Annotated in this window: 13 protein-coding genes; 3 read left to right on the top strand and 10 right to left on the bottom strand. The window is 68.6% G+C overall.

Annotated elements, in window-relative coordinates; translation table 11 throughout:
- Positions 1–5: 5 nt before the first annotated feature.
- From hrpA to ACX1D1_RS10835, 4 genes are read right to left on the bottom strand one after another with little or no spacing between them, the layout of a single operon-like run.
- Positions 6–3,815 (bottom strand): ATP-dependent RNA helicase HrpA, encoded by a 3,810-nt coding sequence (gene hrpA, locus ACX1D1_RS10820; RefSeq protein WP_459054560.1) that lies wholly within the window; start codon positions 3,813–3,815, stop codon positions 6–8.
- Entirely contained in the window at positions 3,812–4,684 is an 873-nt protein-coding gene (locus ACX1D1_RS10825) for a universal stress protein (protein WP_459054561.1), read from the bottom strand. The genes hrpA and ACX1D1_RS10825 overlap by 4 nt, the downstream gene beginning before the upstream one ends.
- 9 nt (positions 4,685–4,693) lie before the next feature.
- On the bottom strand, positions 4,694–5,098 hold the full coding sequence (locus ACX1D1_RS10830) for a pyridoxamine 5'-phosphate oxidase family protein (protein ID WP_182784232.1): 405 nt from the start codon (positions 5,096–5,098) through the stop codon (positions 4,694–4,696).
- Between the two features lie 38 nt (positions 5,099–5,136).
- On the bottom strand, positions 5,137–6,024 hold the full coding sequence (locus ACX1D1_RS10835; protein ID WP_182784371.1) for a T3SS (YopN, CesT) and YbjN peptide-binding chaperone 1: 888 nt from the start codon (positions 6,022–6,024) through the stop codon (positions 5,137–5,139).
- Between the two features lie 73 nt (positions 6,025–6,097).
- Here ACX1D1_RS10835 and ACX1D1_RS10840 point away from each other — a divergent pair, with 73 nt between their 5' ends.
- Genes ACX1D1_RS10840 through ACX1D1_RS10850 form a run of 3 tightly spaced genes read left to right on the top strand, consistent with a single transcriptional unit; the run spans position 6,098 to position 8,711 of the window.
- Positions 6,098–7,003 carry an AEC family transporter gene (locus tag ACX1D1_RS10840; protein WP_459054562.1) on the top strand — a complete coding sequence of 302 codons (906 nt, stop codon included), beginning with the start codon at positions 6,098–6,100 and terminating at the stop codon, positions 7,001–7,003.
- Between the two features lie 44 nt (positions 7,004–7,047).
- Positions 7,048–7,533 carry a DedA family protein gene (locus ACX1D1_RS10845; RefSeq protein WP_459054563.1) on the top strand — a complete coding sequence of 162 codons (486 nt, stop codon included), beginning with the start codon at positions 7,048–7,050 and terminating at the stop codon, positions 7,531–7,533.
- A 35-nt stretch (positions 7,534–7,568) separates the two neighbouring features.
- Complete coding sequence (locus ACX1D1_RS10850) at positions 7,569–8,711, top strand: magnesium and cobalt transport protein CorA (RefSeq protein WP_459054564.1); 1,143 nt, start codon at positions 7,569–7,571, stop codon at positions 8,709–8,711.
- 18 nt (positions 8,712–8,729) lie between these two features.
- On the opposite strand, the gene ilvD is transcribed toward ACX1D1_RS10850, so the two are convergent.
- The 6 genes from ilvD to ACX1D1_RS10880 form a co-directional block, all read right to left on the bottom strand.
- Positions 8,730–10,568: a dihydroxy-acid dehydratase gene (gene ilvD / locus ACX1D1_RS10855; RefSeq protein ID WP_459054565.1), complete on the bottom strand. Its 1,839-nt coding sequence runs from the start codon at positions 10,566–10,568 to the stop codon at positions 8,730–8,732.
- 95 nt (positions 10,569–10,663) lie between these two features.
- On the bottom strand, positions 10,664–11,461 hold the full coding sequence (locus tag ACX1D1_RS10860) for a sulfurtransferase (protein ID WP_459054566.1): 798 nt from the start codon (positions 11,459–11,461) through the stop codon (positions 10,664–10,666).
- A gap of 76 nt (positions 11,462–11,537) precedes the next feature.
- Entirely contained in the window at positions 11,538–11,948 is a 411-nt protein-coding gene (locus ACX1D1_RS10865) for a pilus assembly protein CpaE (protein ID WP_459054567.1), read from the bottom strand.
- A 28-nt stretch (positions 11,949–11,976) separates the two neighbouring features.
- Complete coding sequence (locus ACX1D1_RS10870) at positions 11,977–12,720, bottom strand: amino acid ABC transporter ATP-binding protein (protein ID WP_459054568.1); 744 nt, start codon at positions 12,718–12,720, stop codon at positions 11,977–11,979.
- Positions 12,717–14,903 (bottom strand): amino acid ABC transporter substrate-binding protein/permease, encoded by a 2,187-nt coding sequence (locus ACX1D1_RS10875; protein ID WP_459054569.1) that lies wholly within the window; start codon positions 14,901–14,903, stop codon positions 12,717–12,719. The genes ACX1D1_RS10870 and ACX1D1_RS10875 overlap by 4 nt, the downstream gene beginning before the upstream one ends.
- Before the next feature lie 131 nt (positions 14,904–15,034).
- Positions 15,035–17,893 carry a vitamin B12-dependent ribonucleotide reductase gene (locus ACX1D1_RS10880; protein WP_182799797.1) on the bottom strand — a complete coding sequence of 953 codons (2,859 nt, stop codon included), beginning with the start codon at positions 17,891–17,893 and terminating at the stop codon, positions 15,035–15,037.
- Positions 17,894–17,916 lie beyond the last annotated feature (23 nt).

Genomic DNA, 17,916 nt, shown 5'->3' on the forward strand with positions numbered 1-17,916 from the left:
GCCACTCATCGGGCCTGGCGGATGGCCTGTCTGATGCGTTTGGCGGAGACGGGCACCGCGGTGCGCAGCTGCTGCGCGAACAGGCTCACCCGGAACTCCTCCAGGAGGAAGGCGATCTCCTCGACGGCCGGGGGCAGCGGGCCGCTGGGCAGGGAGTCGGTCAGCTCGGCGTAGGCGTCCTCCACCTCGTCGATCTCCGCCTGGAGCCGGGCGTCGCGCTCCGGTTGCTCGGCCGCCGCGCGTAGCCTGGCGACCGCGGCCTGCGCGTAGCGGGGAAGGTGGGCAAACCATGGGTCCGGTGTGGCTGAGATGAAGCGGTTGAACAGGAGGTTGTCCAGCTGCGCGGCGACATCGCGGCGCACCGGGGCCTGCTCAGGGAAACCTGGCAGCAGCAGCCGGGCCTGCGTGGCCGCAGCCAAGGCCTGCGCTGCGGTGGAGACCACCTGGCGGGTGCGCCCGGGGCACTCCTGACGCACAGCCAAGGCGACCCGCGCGTAGTCCGCCTCGGTCCGGACCTCGACGATGGGGCCCTGCTCCGCGGCGAGCTGTTCCCCCGCCTTCAACCAGGCGTCGGCGAGAAGCTCGGGCACCGTCGGGTAGGCCGAGTCCGCCAGGGACAGCTTCTCCTGCCTGCCCAGGTGTCCCACCACCCACTTCGTGGGGTCAGGATTGGTGAGGGTGAGGAGCCGGCGGACGCCCAGCGTGTGCGAGCGTGCGGCCTTCTGCGGGGAGTCCAGGACCTGCAGCCCCACGGTGGTGCCCTCATCGACGAGGGCCGGGTACCCCACCACCCCCCTCCCCACGGCGGTCTCCTTGGAGATGGCCCCGAAGGTCCAGGCCCGCTGGCCGGTGCTGGCCCGCTCCCCCGCGGAGGCGGTCAGCTTGGCCGTGACCTTCGGTGCCAGCCGGGCCGCCAACGCGTCCAGGTCGTCGCCGCGGGCGACCTCGCGGCCGTTGTCGATCACCACGAACGTGGGGCGCAGGTGGCTGCCGAGCAGCTCCGGGTGGAAGTTCGCGCCGTCGACGACGGTGCCCGTGAGGGCGGTGAGGGCCCGCCCGAGCGCGTCGGTGAAGCTCCCCTGTCCGACCTCCTCGCGCCCGGCGAGCCAGGCCAGCGCCTTGGCCGCGAAGTCCGGGGCGGGCACGAAACTGGTCCGCAGCGCCTTGGGCAGGGAGCGGATCAGCTCGGTGGCCAGCTCCCTCCTCAGTCCGGAGACCTGCCAGCTGAAGCGGGCGCCGTCGAGCTGGTTGAGGAGCTCCAGCCGCACGGTGATGGTGACGCCGTCGCCGCCTGCTCCCGGATCGAAGACGTACTGGATGGGTAGCTTGTGCTGACCGACGGTCCACCTGTCCGGGAAGTCCGATGGCCGAAGCTGGGTGGCGTCCACCACCGCGTCGTCGATCATGAGGGTGGGCCACTGCTCGCGCGGGATCCCGCGCAGCCACTTGTCCAGCGTGGCGCCCGAGACCACCTCTGGCGGGATGCGGGCGTCGTAGAACTCGTAGAGCGCCTCGTCGGAGATGAGGAGGTCCGGGCGCCGCATCCTGTCGGTCATCTTCGTGGCCTCGTCCAGGACTGCCCTGTTGGCCGCCACCAGCGGCTGGCGCGTCTCCCAGTCCCCCTCGACCAGGGCGCTGCGCAGGAAGATCTCACGCGCCTCGACCGGGTGCTCGGAGGCGTAGTCCGCGCGACGGCCCGCGACGATCGGCACCCCGAACAGCGTCACCCGCTCGCTGGCCACCACGCTCGCGGAGCGAGAGGACCATCGGGGCTCGGACAGCGTTCGGGTGAGCACGTGCCCGCCCACCTCCTCGATCCACTCCGGCCGCACCTCCGCCACCGTGCGCGCCCAGAGCTGAGACGTCTCCACCAACTCGAAGGCCATCACCAGCGGCGGGGTGGAGCGGGCCAGCGACGAGCCGGGCTGGATGGCGAACCGCGCCCCCCGTGCGCCCTGATACAGCGTGAGCGGGCGGCGCTTGCCCGGCTGCGGCTTGGCCTTCTCCTGCTCCACCAGCCCCACGTTGGACAACAGCCCGGTCAGCAGGCAGGTGAGCACGTCCGGCATCGGGCCCCGGCCTGAGGCGTCCAGGTCCAGCTCCTTGACGGCCTCCCGCAGCTGCGAGACCAGATCCTCCCATTCGCGGAACCGGATGAAGCTGAGGTACTCCTCGCGGCACATCCGCCGGAACGCGTTGCCGGAGAGCTCGTGGCGACGCTTCCTCAAATAGGTCCAGATGTTGAGCAGCACCTCGAAGTCGCCGCCCTCCAGGGTGGGCTTGGCGGGGCTGTCCTTGCGGGTGCCGCTGTGGGCAGTGTGGCGCAGGGGCGCGCCGTCCGTGGCCGGCTGGGCGGCGTCCTCGACGCCCCAGAAACGACGGTGGGACTGGTCCGCCTGCGCCTGGAAGGCCGCGGGACGCTCACGGACGTCCGGGACCGTCAGACCGGCCACCACCACGAGGACCGTGCCGAGGGTGTGGCGCCTGGACCCCTCGATCAGCATCCTGCCCAGGCGCGGGTCCACCGGCAGCCGGGCCAGCATGCGTCCGGTGCGGGTGAGCCGGACGTGGTCGTGACGTTTGCGGGGATGGAGCGCGCCCAGTTCGGTGAGCACCCGAACACCGTCGTTGATCTGGGAGACCACCGGCGCCTCGACGAAGGGGAACGACTCGACATCGCCCAGACCGGCCTGCGCCATGAGGAGGATGACGGTGGCGAGGTTGGTGCGCAGGATCTCGGGTTCCGAGTACAGCGGCCTCGACTCGTAGTCCTCCTCGCTGTAGAGCCTGATCGCGATGCCCGGGCCGAGGCGTCCGCAGCGGCCGGCGCGCTGGTTGGCGGAGGCCTGCGAGACCGGCTCGATGGGCAGCCGCTGCACCTTCGTGCGCGCGGAGTAGCGCGAGATGCGGGCCGTGCCGACGTCGACCACGTAGCGGATCCCGGGCACCGTGATAGAGGTCTCGGCCACATTGGTGGCGAGCACCACCCGCCGGCCGCTGTGCGGCTGGAACACGCGCTGCTGCTCGGCGGACGAGAGCCGGGCGTACAGCGGCAACACGTCGAGGCCGGTGCCCAGCTTGTCGATGGCCTCGGCGGTGTCGCGGATCTCCCGCTCCCCACTGAGGAAGACGAGGATGTCGCCCACCGCGGACTCGGTGACGATCTCCTCCACAGCGGAGGCGATCGCGTCGATCTCGTCCTGGTCCTCCTCGAGCGGCCGGTAGCGCGTCTCGACAGGGAAGGTGCGCCCCGACACCTCGACCACGGGCGCGCCGTCGAAATGCTCCGAGAAGCGGGCCGTGTCGATGGTGGCCGAGGTCACGATGATCCTCAGCTCGGGCCGCCGCGGCAGCAGCTGCTTGAGGTAGCCGAGCAGGAAGTCGATGTTGAGGCTGCGCTCGTGGGCCTCGTCGATGATGATCGTGTCGTAGCGACTGAGGAGGCGGTCGTGGGTGAGCTCGGAGAGCAGGATGCCGTCGGTCATCACCTTGACCCTGGTCTGCGCCGTCACCTTCCGGGTGAAACGCACCTGGTAGCCGACGAAATCGCCCAGCTCGACGCCGCACTCCACCGCGATCCGCTGCGCCACGGTGCGGGCCGCGATCCGCCTCGGCTGGGTGTGGGCGATCCGCTCCCTCCCCGCCAGGAGGCAGATCTTGGGCAGCTGAGTGGTCTTGCCGGAGCCGGTCTCCCCGGCCACCACCACCACCTGATGGTCGCGGATGAGCCCCGCGATGCGTTCGGCCTCCGCCGCGATCGGCAGCGACGCGACGACTTCGATGACGGGCTGGTCCGTGGGTGGCGGCAGCGTCATCGAGTGATGAAGAGCGGGCATTCAGCGTGGGCCATCAGCCCTCGCATCAGCCCACCGAGGCTGAAGCCCGGAATGTGGGACTCCCCCACCCCGAGCACCAGCAGGTCGTAGCCGGCGCTGCGGCTGACGAGCTCGTTGATGGGGCTGTCCGCCGCCACGAGTACCTCGTAGGCGACGCCGGGGTGCTTCTCCGCGACAGTCTTGGCGATGGCCTCGATGCCGCCCTTCGCGAAGCGCACCTGCTCGTCGAGCTGGTTGGGGCTCAGTTTGCGGGCGAACAGGCCGACGGGGGGCTGGACGGCGTGCACGATCTCCAGCTTCGCGCCGAGCCGCTCGGCCTGAAGGAAGCCTGCCTCGAGGATCGTCTCCGAGCCGGGATCCGTCTGCAGGCCCACGCCCACGACTCCCTTACCGCCCACCGGATTCGGGTGGGCCGCTGCCGAGATGACAACGACCGGGCATGCCGCGTTGGCCACCACGGCCACGGAGGTGGAGCCCACGAACATGCGCTCCAGGCCGGTGGCGGCCCGGCGGCCCACCACGACGAGGTCCGCGACCTCGCTCAGCCGCGACATCACGCCGCCCGGCGAGCCCATCACCACCTCGGTCTTGATCTTGTCCTCGGCGAGGCCCATCTCCAGGGCGACATCCTTGGCCTGTTCGTTGGCGGTGGCGCCGGCGGACTGCAGGATCTCCGGGTCGTAGACCACGCCCCAGGCGCCTGCCATCAGGGTGTCGTCGACAGCGTTGACGAGCAGGAGTTCCCCGCCGTAACGCAGCACGGTGCCGGTGCCGAACCGGACGGCGCGCAGACCGTCGTCGCTTCCGTCGACTCCGACCACCACCAGCGGTGAGGTGCGTTCAGTCATGGTGGACTCCTAACTCTTGAAGGTTCCCGAGACGACGCGGCCGGCGATCGTGCTTGCCGTGATGGCCAGCCCTACGGTCAGGCCGCCCTCGAGCCAGCTGATGCTGGAGACCGCGGCGTCCGCCGGCCCGCTGATCCCGCGCACGAGCACGGACCATCCCGTTGCGGTCTCCTGGTCGATCTCGTCGACCTGGAAGGCCACCTCCGTGGGCGCCGCCAGGCCCGCAAGGAACGACTCGTGCGTGGTGTGGAAGACGATGACGCCCTCGACGACGCGGAAGTTGACCGGCACCACGGAGATCCCCTCCGGGGAGCTCCACGCGACGCGCCCGACCACCGCGTCCGAGACCAGCGCCCAGCACTCATCGGCGTCGAGCCGGGAGAAGTAGGTCACTGCCTGGGGGTCCGTCGTCATGACTCCACTCTAGTGCTCACCAGAGGCGGCTGCGGCCGTCAGAACGTGGTGCGGCCACCCAGCTTGGTGGCCAGTTCGTCGTCGATGCCGTCGGCGATCTGACTCAGGGCGGAGAGGGCCTGGTGGAGATGAGCCGGCACGAAGGGTTGGGCCGCCACCGACAGCTGGACGAAGACCCGGTCCCGGTGCAGCGCGAACCGCCCGTACCGGGACTCGACGTTGAGGTCGTTGAGCACCTCGCAGGCCCTCGACCGGCCCGTGACGTCGTGGACCAGCGCCGAGAAGAGGACCAGCTCGGCGCCGTCGGGGGTGGAGCGCAGGAACACCATGGTGGAGCCCACGCGGATGGCCACGTCGCCCAGCTCGTTGCGCAGCGTGGGGTGCCGGTAGGTCCGACGGAGCTCCTCGTCGACCAGCGAGTCCAACTCCGCCCGCGACCCCGGCATGACGGCGGTCTCCTCCCGCGACAGCTTCCGTGGGGACAGCGGCGCCCATGCGGTGTTGCCCTGAAGGATCTCGGCGAGTTGGTCCGGTTCGAGGAAGACGGGGTGCAGCACCCCGAACACCCCCGTGAGCGTCTGGGTGGCCAGTTCCGCGAGGGTGGAGGACGACTCCTGGTCCGCCTCCGTGTGGTAGCTGTCCGAGCTCTCATCCGGCGCGCCCCAGCCCAGCTCCCGCAGGGCGGCGGCCTCCGCCGGAGAGGGCGCACCGTCGTCTGCGCCGATCACGTAAGCAGTCACCACCAGGGGCGAGGTCATCGAAAAACGCAGGCCGGGGCGCAGCGCGGCGGCGTCGGTGTTGGCCACGGAGATGGTGAGGTCTGCGCTGGCGTCCATCACCGAGAGCACCTCGTCGAGGCGGAGGGTGAACTCCGCCCAGGCATGCCTCTGGGTGACGTCGAAATCGAAGTCCTGATAGTCGGCCATGGTGGTCACTCCACCTCCTCCTGCGTCAACCTAGCAAACACCAGCGTCCGCGCTGGTGCCTAGGCTGAGCGGCATGTGGGCAGCGCTCGAGGGATTCAGCACGATCGGCCTGGTGATGGCCGTGGGGTTCGTGCTGGCGCGCGCCCGCCTGGTGGGACGCTCGGCCCAGCGGGCCCTGGGGGACGTGGCATTCTTCGTGGGCCAGCCCGCCCTGGTGCTGGTCGCGGTCGCGGAGGCTGACCTGGAGCTCCTGTTCGGATGGCACGTGGTGGCGTTCGGCGGGGCCTGCATCGCCACCGGGCTCACGTTCGCGCTTGTCATGGCCCGACGGTGGCGCACGGGCCGCGCCGAAGCCACCATGGGGTACCTCGCCACCAGCTACGTCAACGCGGGCAATCTCGGCATCCCCATCGCCGCCTTCGTCCTGGGCGACCCGGCGTGGGCGGCGCCCGCCATGCTGCTCCAGGTGTTGGTGCTGCAGCCGACCGCCGTGGCCGTGCTGGAGTCGTCCCCCTCAGGGCGGGGACGCTCCGTGGTGCGCAGCTTCGTCACCCATCCACTGGTCCTCGGCGGCTTAGGCGGGCTGGCCCTCAACCTCAGCGGCCTGCAGCCTCCCGCCATGGTGTGGGCGCCCGTGGGCCTGTTGGCCGATCTCGGCATCCCGGCGATGCTGTTGGCGTTCGGCATGTCGCTGCATTCGAGCCCGCTGCCGCGTCAGCTGTCACGCAGAGCGGTGGCGGCGATCCTCACCAAGTCCTTCGTCGTCCCCGCCGTGGCGTTGCTGCTCGGACTCGCCCTCGGGCTGTCGGGCACCCCGCTGCGTGCCGCCGTCGTGTTGGCGGCGCTCCCCACGGCACAGGTGGTCTTCGTGCACGCCGTGCGCTACCGGGTGGGCGTGCGGCTTGTGCAGGCCACGACGCTCTGGTCCATGCTGCTCAGCGTGCCCGTGATCGTCGCGGCCGGGGCCCTCTTGCGGTGAGCCGGTAGACTGGCGGCTCCGCCGGCCATTCTTCTGGGAGCACCATGTTCGATCCCACCACATGGGACGCACCGTTCGCCGTCGTGGTGCTCGCGCTCTTCGTGATCGTGATGCTGCGCGCCAACGGCACCTACTGGTTGGGGCGGGCGCTGGCGGCCGGGGCCCGGCGCAGCCGGTGGGAGAGGCTCCTCGAATCGAGGCACTACGCCACCGGGGCACGGTGGCTCAACAGGTGGGGCGCGCCAGCGGTGTCGCTGTCGTTCCTCACCATCGGCATCCAGACCATGGTCAATCTCGCCGCCGGGGTGGCGCGGATGCCGCTGCGGCGCTACCTTCCCGCCGTCACCGTCGGCTGCATGATGTGGGCCTTCATGTACGGCACCGTGGGGTTCATCGGCTGGCTGGCCGTCGAGGCGCTGTGGGGCCGCTCCCCGGCACTGACGCTCGCGGTGGTGGCCTTGGCCGCTGCCGGCATCGTCTGGGCGGTGTCCCGGCGCGACCGCGTCCCGGCTGCGGTGCCCGCAGAGTAGTCTCACCCCGTCGAACCACTGCGGCAGGAGGCGTCATGGCGGACCAGGGTCGCACGGACCGGCTGCTGCGCTCGCTGCGCCTGCGGCCCACCGTCCCGTCCCCCGCGGGACCCGCCCCGGAGCCCGTCGCCGTCGACACTGTGCCCCGCACGGCGGCCAGCTGCATCGTCGACGCGGGGATCTACGTGGCGGGTCGGCGGATCGCCACGCCGGGCACGTTCGAGGAGGCGTTCCGGCTGCTCGACGAACATCCCGAGGGATTCGCCTGGATGGGGCTCTACCGCCCGCGACACTCGGACATGTCGCTGCTGGCCGAGGAGTTCCGGCTCAGCCCCCTGGCCGTGGAAGACACCATCACCGCGCATCAGCGGCCCAAGTTCGAGCGCTACGAGGACGTGCTGTTCCTGGTCCTGAGAGCCGCGCAGTACATCGACCGCAGCGAGACGGTGGACTTCGGTGAGGTCCACGCCTTCGTCGGCGACCGGTTCGTGGTCACGGTGCGGCACTCGGAGACCCCGGACCTCACCCGCGTCCGTCAGGAACTGGAGGGCACGCCGTCGGTGCTGGCCAAAGGTCCCAGCGTGGTGCTGCTCCGGCTGCTGGACGGGATCGTCGACGACTACACCCCCGTCGCGATGGGCATCGAGAACGACATCGACGAGATCGAGACGCAGGTGTTCACGGGCAGCTCGCGGGTGTCGCGGCGCATCTATCAGCTCTCCCGCGAGGTGATCGACTTCCAGCGCGCGGTTCGGCCCCTCAAACAGATCATCGAGGGAGTCCGGGGAGATCGGGTCTTCGCCTCAGCCGGCGAGCGCAGACGCCAGGAGCTCCGCGACATCGAGGACCACGCCATCGCCATGATCGAGCGGATCGACGCCCTCCGCGAGACCCTGAAGGGCACGCTGGACCTCAACATCTCGCTCCAGGCCCAGCGGCAGAACGAGGAGATCAGCAACATGACCGCCGCCAGCCTCAAGCAGGCGGAGGAGACGCGCCGGATCGCCGCCTGGGCGGGTGTGCTCTTCGTGCCGAGCCTGGTCACCGGCACCTACGGCATGAACTTCCACACCATGCCGGAGCTCGCCTGGGTGTGGGGCTACCCGTTCGCCTTGGCGCTGATGCTGGTCACCGGCGTGGGGATGTACACGGTGTTCAAGCTGAAGGGCTGGCTGTAGCGCTCTCCTCCACAGCCCTCAGGAGAGCTTGCGGGCCGCGCCCTTGTCCGCGGACTGCGCCAGCATGCCGTAGATCTTCAGGGCCGTGGAGACCTCGCGTTCGCGGGCCTGCGGCGCCCAACCGGCGGCGTCCTGCGCGGCGCGGCGCGCAACGAGAGTGGCGTCGTCCACGTTGAGCGTGATGGAGCGGTTGGGGATGGAGATGGTGATGGTGTCGCCGTCCTCGATGAGGCCGATGGCACCGCCCGAGGCCGCCTCAGGCGACACGTGGCCGATGGACAGGCCCGAGGAGCCTCCTGAGAACCGGCCATCGGTGATCAGGGCGCATTGCGGTCCGAGGCCGAGCGCCTTGAGATACGCCGTGGGGTACAGCATCTCCTGCATGCCGGGGCCGCCCTTGGGACCCTCGTACCGGACGATGACGATGTCGCCGGGCTGGATCCGCTTGCCCAGGATGGCCTCCACTGCGTCGTCCTGGGACTCTGTGACGACGGCGCGCCCGGTGAACTCCCACTGGGACTCCGGCACCCCGGCGGTCTTGACGATGGCGCCATCGGGGGCCAGATTGCCCTTGAGTACCGCGAGACCGCCGTCCAGGGTGTAGGGGTGGTCGACGGAGCGGATGCAGCCGCCCTCGGCGTCGGTGTCCAGCGTTTCCCAGCGGTTGGTCGACGAGAATGCCTCGGTGGTGCGGACTCCGCCGGGGGCGGCGTGGAACAGCTCGACCGCCGCGGGGGTGGCCTTGCCGCTGCGGATGTCCCAGCTGCCGAGCCACTCCTCCATGGTGCGGGAGTGGACCGTCGACACTGCGTCGTCCAGTTTGCCTCCCCGGTACAGCTCGCCGAGAATGGCAGGCACTCCACCGGCGCGGTGCACGTCCTCCATGTAGTACTTCGGCGAATTGGGCGCCACCTTGGCCAGGCAGGGCGTGACGCGCGAGATGGCGTCGATGTCGTCCATGGTGAAGTCCACGCCCGCCTCCTGCGCGGCGGCCAGCAGGTGCAGCACCGTGTTGGTGGAGCCACCCATCGCCACATCCAGCTTCATGGCGTTGGAGAAGGCCGCCTTCGTGGCGATGGAGAGCGGAAGGACAGAAGCGTCCTCCTCGTCGTACCAGCGGCGACACAGCTCGACGATCAGGCGGCCGGCCTCCTGGAACAGGCCCTTGCGGGCCGACGCGGTGGCCAGCGTGGACCCGTTGCCGGGAAGCGCGAGGCCGACCGCCTCCAGAAGGCAGTTCATGGAGTTGGCGGTGAACATGCCGGAGCAGGAACCGCAGGTGGGACAGGCGTTGGCCTCGATGCGGCCCAACTCGTCGTCGGTGACGCTCGGGTCCACGGCCGAGACCATGGCGTCGACGAGGTCCAGCGACTTCACGACGCCGCCCTCCTTGACCACGGCCTTGCCTGCCTCCATGGGGCCGCCCGAGACGAACACGGCGGGGATGTTGAGGCGGAGGGCGGCCAGGAACATGCCGGGGGTGATCTTGTCGCAGTTGGAGATGCACACCAGAGCGTCCGCGCAGTGCGCGTTGGCCATGAACTCCACCGAATCGGCGATCAGCTCGCGGCTGGGCAGCGAGTAGAGCATGCCCCCGTGGCCCATCGCGATGCCGTCGTCGACGGCGATGGTGTTGAACTCGCGTCCGATGCCGCCCGCCTCGGCGATAGACTCGGAGACCAGCTTGCCCATGTCGCGGAGGTGGACGTGGCCCGGCACGAACTGGGTGAAGGAGTTGGCCACGGCGACGATCGGTTTGCCCCAGTCCGAGTCCGTGATGCCCGTGGCGCGCCAGAGGGCGCGGGCGCCGGCCATGTTGCGGCCGTGGGTGGTGGTGCGGGACCGGAGTGCCGGCATGAGGATCCTCCAAGGGCAGGCTTCGTACCCACCAAGGGTACCCTCCGGCCGTCACCGCGCCCGGCTGGTCCGCGGCCGACCTGGGTCCGCGGCGGCTACTCCCCCGTCGCGAGGGGACGGGACGTGTGGCTGTACTGGGACCAGGAGCCGGGGTAGAGCCGCCCCCTCCCGAGCCCGGCGTATTCCATCGCGATCAGGTTGTGGCAGGCGGTGATGCCCGAGCCGCAGGTGGAGATGACGGCGGCGGCGTCGTCGACCGCTGCGAAGCGCCCGCGCAGCTCCTCGGGGGTCTTGAATCGGCAGCCGTCTGTGAGGTTGCCGGTCATCGGATAGTTGCGTGCCCCGGGGATGTGGCCCGCCCTGGGGTCCAGATGCTCCGCCTCACCACGGAAGCGTTCGGGTCCGCGGGCGTCGATGACGAACACACCCGCTGCGGTCTCCTCGATGTCCGCCAGGGCTGAGTCCGGCCAGGACCTCACGGAGAACTCTCCATGGGGTCGCTTGGGCACCTCTGCGGTGAGGGGGCCGTCCCAGGCCTGGAGGCCTCCGTCGAGGAGGGCGGCGTCGTGGCCGAGGATGCGCAGCAGCCACACCAGGCGGGCGGCCATGGCCCCGCCTGCGTCGTCGTAGGCCACGATCGTGTCCGTGTCGCTGATGCCCAGGTGGGCCAGTCCTTCGGCGAAGGTGGCCGGGTCCGGGAGCGGGTGGCGGCCCCGGGCCTTCGACGGCGGGTCCGCCAACACGTCGTCCATGGCGACGAACACGGCCCCGGGGAGGTGGCCGGCGGCGTAGGCGTCGCGGCCCGAGCGCCCGTCGAGGTAGTGGCGCACGTCTGCGACGATCGCGTCGGGATGGGCGGCGAGCCAGCCCTGGTCAACCACTGGAGGAATCACGAGCCCAGCCTACGACCCCTGCTCCGGGCTCGCCGCCCGCCCAGGGTCAGGCCGCTCCCCATAGCAGCCGGGACTCTCAGCGGGCGGCCGACACCAGCGCCAGCAGCGCGTCGGCGTATGCCTCGGCGGGGTCGTCGGCGATGAAGGAACGGGCGGGTTGGCTCGGGATCTCGATCACGACGGCATACTCGCCTGTCTGTGATCTGCCGAGCGAACGGAACGTGCCGCCCAGCAGCTCGCGCAACTGGTCCTCGCGCGGCAGCCACAGCGCCTTGTCCGCCGGCACCGAGTCCAACGCCCATTCGGTGGTGCCGTTGAAAGCCAGCAGAGTCCCCGTGGCGTGGTCTCTGGCCTCCACAACCATGTTGGCCAGCGTGAACACTTCGTCCTCGAGGTCGAGCGCCTGAACCAGGAACCGGTCCCCCTCCGCGGGTTTCCAGACCACGCCGGCGCTCGCCAACCGTTCGGCCGTCGAACGTGAAATCATCTCTCTTCTCCTTCGTGCCTGTGGCGGGTCACAGGACCTTGCTCAGGAAGTCCTGCGTCCGTGGTTCCCGTGGGGAGCCGAACAGCTCCGACGGCGGGCCCTCCTCCACAATGGTGCCCTCCGCCATGAACAGGACCCTGTCGCACACCTCGCGGGCGAATCCCATCTCGTGGGTCACGATCACCATCGTCATGCCCTCCGCGGCCAACGTGCGGATGACCGCAAGCACCTCCCCCACCATTTCGGGGTCGAGGGCGCTGGTGGCCTCGTCGAACAGCATCACATCCGGCCGCATCGCCAGCGCCCGCGCGATCGCGACGCGCTGCTTCTGCCCGCCTGAGAGCTGTGCCGGTCTGGCATCCACCTTCTCGGAGAGCTGGACACGGGTAAGGAGCTCGAGTGCCCTGTCGCGGGCCGCCGCCTTGGACATCCGCTTCAGCTGCACCGGGGCAAGCATGATGTTCTCCGCGACCGTCATGTGCGGGAACAGGTTGAAGTGTTGGAAGACCATGCCGATCCGCTGACGGACCACGTCGATGTCGGTCTTGGGGTCCGTCAGATCCTGGCCCTCGAAGACGATCCGGCCACTCGTGGGCTCCTCCAGCTTGTTGAGGCAGCGCAGGAAGGTGGATTTGCCGGAGCCTGATGGCCCGATGACGGTGACGACCTCACCCTCCCGGATCGAGACGTCCAGACCCTTGAGCACCTCAAGGGTGCCGAATGACTTGCGCAGGTCCTTGACCTCGAGAAGTGGACTGTTCTGCGTGGTCACTTGTTGAACCTCCGGTCGACGGCGTTGGACAGCATGGTCAGGGCCTTGATGACGATCAGATAGAGCGCACCCACGATCAGCCAGATCTCCGCGGATCGGAAGTTGTTGGCGATGATCTGCTGGCCTTGATAGGTCAGCTCGGCCAGTCCGAGGACGGCCAACAGCGACGTGTCCTTCAGCGTGATGACGAACTGGTTGATGAACGACGGCGTCATGATCTTCACCGCTTGGGGAACGACAACCTTCTGCATCGACGTCATCCACGGGAGGCCGAGTGAGCGGGCCGCCTCGAGCTGGCCCGGGTCCACCGACTGGATGCCGCCGCGGACGATCTCTGTCATGTAGGCGCCGGCGTTGAGGGCCAGCGTCAGGATGCCGGCCACCAGCACGTCGAGCTTCACCCCTGTGAGCGTCGGCAGCCCGAAGTAGATGAAGAACGCCTGAACCAGCAGCGGCGTCCCGCGGAAGATGTCGACGTAGACGCTAGCGATAGCGTTGAGCACCGCGTTTCCACCGACCTTGAAGAACCCGAGGACCAGACCGAGAATCAGCGCGAACAGCAGAGACAATGCGGTGGCCGCGATGGTCATCAGCATGCCCTTGCTCAAGGCGGGCAGGCTGGTGACCAGCAGGTCGATGAAGCCCAGGCGACCCGTATCAGTGGGTGCCTGAAGATAGGTGTCGAGCACCGCCTGGTAGGAGCCGTCGGCCTTCATCTCGGCGAGGCCGGCGTTGAACGCGGCGAGCAGTTCGGGGTTCATCCCCTTGTTCACTGCGAACCCGTACTGGCCTCCGGGCTCCTTGGGCGTCACGGCCTTGAGCCCGTTGCCCTGCTTGATGCCGTAGGCCAACACCGGGTAGTCGTCGAAGACGGCGGCCGCGGTGCCGGCGTTGACCTCGGAGTACATGGTGTCTGCCTGGGGCAGCGCCTTGACCGTGAAGCCGTACTGGTCCTTGATCGATTCGGCGAAGGCCAACCCCTCCGAGCCCGTCTTGGCGACGACCGTCTCACCCTCGAGGTCCTCATACGTTGCGATCGCAGAGTCCCCCTTCACCGCCATCTGGATGCCCGAATCGAAGTACGGATCGGAGAAGTCGAAGATCTCCCTGCGCTCGTCGGTGATCGACATGCCGGCGATGACACCCGCCACCTGGTTGGACTGCAGGGCCTGGAGGGCCGCGTCGAACCCCACCGACTTCACGTCGACCTCGAACCCCTTGCGCTCGGCGATGGCGTAGAGAAGATCGATGTCGATACCGGTCAGCTCACCGCTGGCGTCTCTGAACTCGAAGGGCGCGAACGTGGTGTCCGTGGCGATCGCGTAGGTCTTGCCGGCGACAAGCGGATCGATCCCGGAGGCGGGCTCGCCACCGGCACCGCCCCCGCCGTCGTCCAGGTACTCGTCGAGGATCTGCTGGTAGGTGCCGTCCTCTTTCATCGCAGCCAGCTGCGCGTTGAACTCGGCGAGCAGGGCCCCGTTCTGACCCTTGCTCACCGCGAATCCGTAGGACCCTCCGGGCTCCTTGGCGGTGACGGTCTTGAGTCCGTTGCCCTGCTTGATTCCGTAGGCCAGAACCGGGTAGTCATCGAAAACCGCCGCTGCCGTGCCGGCATTGACCTCGGAGTACATGGTGTCTGCCTGAGGAAGCGCCTTGACCGTGAACCCGTACTCACCCGCGATGGACTGAGCGAACTTCAGGCCCTCCGAGCCGGTCTTGGCGACGACAGTCTGATCGCGGAGGTCCTCGTAGGACGCGATGGTGGAGTCCTGTTTGACTGCCATCTGGATGCCGGATTCGAAGTACGGATCGGAGAAGTCGAACGTCTGTCTGCGCTCGTCGGTGATCGACATGCCCGCAATGACCCCGGCGACCTGCCCGGACTGCAACGACTGCAGGGCGGCGTCAAAGCCCACCGACTTGATGTCGACGGTGAAGCCACCGCGCTCGGCCACCTCACGGATCAGGTCCATGTCGATGCCGGTCAGCTCGCCGCTGGTGTCGCGGAACTCGAACGGCGCGAATGTGGTGTCGGTGGCGATCGCGAACGTCTTGCCCACCACATCGGGGTTGGGGGAGGGTGCGGCCTGCGCGACGGGCACCGCGAGGAGGCCGCCGGCCATCAGCACCGCGACCGCCGCCGAGAGCCGACGCACGTGACCCGACAGATCCAGACTTCTCACAGCGGCGTTCCTCTCCCTGGGCGCCCTGGATGGACGCTGGCTGAACGATATCCCCATCAGAGAGGGCCAAGGCCTCGGATCCTGAAAGGGGCGGCCCGGCTCATCGCCGGACCGCCCCTAGCAGACTCAGATCAGCTGCAGCCGCTGGTGGAGCCGCAGCCCTCGCAGACGTAGCAGGACCCGCTGGGCCGCATCTTCGTGCCGCACGTCATGCACAAGGGGGCGTCGACCTCCCGGCCGGTCAGCGACTCCATGAGCTCCGCCGTCGTGTGGGCCGTGGTGAAACCGGCCGTCGACGGCGCGTCGATCAGTGAGGGCTGACGAGCCCCGTCGACCTGGAAGTCATCGCCTGCGTCGTTGCGCAGGGAGTCCGCCTCGGACATGGCCGCCTCGTCCTCCTCGGAGAGGTAGGACCCGGTCTCGACGTAGCGTGCGCGCTCCGAGGCGGTGTAGATGCCCAGCTCGGCGCGGTCGTCGAAGCTCAGGTAGTCCAGGGCGAGGCGTCGGAAGATGTAGTCCATGAACGACTGGGCGATCCGGATGTCCGGGTCATCGGTCATGCCTGCGGGCTCGAACTTGAGGTTGGTGAACTTCTGCACGAAGCTCTCCAAGGGCACCCCGTACTGCAGACCGATCGAGACTGCGATGGAGAACGCGTCCATGACGCCGGCCAGGGTGGAGCCCTGCTTGCCGAGCTTGAGGAAGACCTCGCCGATGCGGCCGTTCTCGTAGGCGCTGGAGGTCATGTAGCCCTCGGCCCCGCTGACGGAGAAGCTCGTGGTGCGCGACGCCCGGGACTTCGGGAGGCGCTGGCGCTTCGGCCGGTACTCGATCCGAACCTCGGGCTCGGCCTTCTTCTCCTCCTTGGTCTCCCCGTTGCCCTCGGAGAGGGGTTGGCCGACCTTGCAGTTGTCGCGGTAGACCGCCAGCGCCTTGAGGCCCAGCTTCCAGCCCTGCAGGTAGACGTCCTCGATCTCCTCGACCGTGGCCGTCTCCGGCAGGTTGACGGTCTTGGAGATCGCGCCGGAGAGGAACGGCTGGACGGCCGCCATCATCCGGACGTGGCCCATCGGCTTGATGGAGCGTGCGCCCATGGCGGTGTCGAAGACCTCGTAGTGCTCGGCAGCCAGACCGGGGGCGCCGATGACGTGGCCGTTGGAGCCGATGAACTCGACGATGCCGTCGATCTCCTCGGTGCTGTAGCCGAGGCGCTTGAGGGCGCGCGGGATGGTCTGGTTGACGATCTGCATGGAGCCGCCACCGACGAGCTTCTTGAACTTGACCAGGGAGAAGTCCGGCTCGACGCCGGTGGTGTCGCAGTCCATCATGAAGCCGATGGTCCCGGTGGGGGCCAGCACCGAGGCCTGCGCGTTGCGGAAGCCGTTCTTGGCACCGAGGGTGACCACCCGGTCCCATTCGCGTGCGGCGACGGAGTACAGGTGCCTGTCGTCGATGAGCACCCGCAGGTCGTCGTTGGCGGCCTGGTGCTTGCGCATCACGCGCTGGTGCGCCTCGGCGTTGACGGCGTACCCGTTGTAGGGGCCGACGATGGCGGCGAGCTCAGCCGAGCGTCGGTAGGAGGCCCCCGTCATGACAGACGTGATGGCCGCCGCGGTGGAGCGCCCGCCGTCGGTGTCGTATCCCTTGCCCATGGCCATCAGCAGCGCCCCGAGGTTGGCGTAGCCGATGCCCAGCTGGCGGAAGTTGCGGGTGGTCTCCCCGATGGATTCGGTGGGGAAGTCCGCGAAACAGATGGAGATGTCCATCGCCGTGATGATGAGCTCGACGGCCTTGACGAACAGCTCCGCGTCGAACGTGCCATCCGGCTTGAGGAACTTCAGCAGGTTCAGCGAGGCGAGGTTGCACGACGAGTTGTCCAGGCTCATGTACTCCGAGCACGGGTTGGACGCCGTGATGGGGCCGGTGACCGGGTTGGTGTGCCAGTCGTTGATGTGATCGTGGTACTGGATGCCGGGGTCGGCGCACTCCCACGCAGCGGTGGAGATCTTGCGGAAGAGTTCCTTGGCGTCCACCTCTTCGAGGACGGAGCCGTCGGTACGCGAACGCAGCCCGAAGGGGCCACCCTCAACCACTGCCGTCATGAACTCGTCGGTGACCCGCACCGAGTTGTTGGCGTTCTGGTACTGCACGGAGGTGATGTCCTTGCCACCCAGATCCATGTCGAACCCGGCGTCGCGCAGGGCACGGATCTTGTCCTCCTCGCGCGCCTTCGTCTCGACGAACTCGACGATGTCCGGGTGGTCCACGTCCAGGACCACCATCTTGGCGGCGCGCCGGGTGGCACCCCCGGACTTGATGGTGCCCGCCGAGGCGTCCGCGCCGCGCATGAACGACACCGGGCCGGAGGCTGTGCCTCCGGAGCTCAGCAGCTCCTTCGAGGAGCGGATGCGCGACAGGTTGAGCCCGGCGCCGGAGCCGCCCTTGAAGATGAAGCCCTCCTCCTTGTACCAGTTGAGGATGGAGTCCATCGAGTCATCGACGCTGAGGATGAAGCACGCGCTGACCTGCTGCGGCGAGGGGGTGCCGACGTTGAACCAGACGGGTGAGTTGAAGGAGAAGTACTGGTTGAGCAGCATCCAGGTGAGCTCGTGGCCGAAGATCTCGGCGTCCTCCTCCGTGGCGAAGTAGCCGAAGTCCTGACCCGCCTTGGCGTAGGACGTGACCACCCTGTCGATCAGCGTGCGCAGGCTCTCCTCACGCTGAGGGGTGCCCAGCGCGCCACGGAAGTACTTGGTGGTGACGATGGTGGAGGCGTTGACGCTCCAGGAGGACGGGAACTCCACCGCGCGCTGCTCGAAGACGTTCTCCCCGGTCCGCCAGTTGGTCTGCACCACGTCACGGCGGTCCCACTCGACCTCGTCGTAGGGATGCACCCCCTTCTTGGTGAAGACCCGCTCGATGGTGAGTCCCTTGCGCGGCGCTGCGTCCTTGGTACGCGTGGCGCGTGCGGCTGTCGCGGTCATAGTCATTCCCCTCGGTTTCCTGATGTGTA

The organism is Tessaracoccus luoxuelianae, assembly GCF_054483915.1.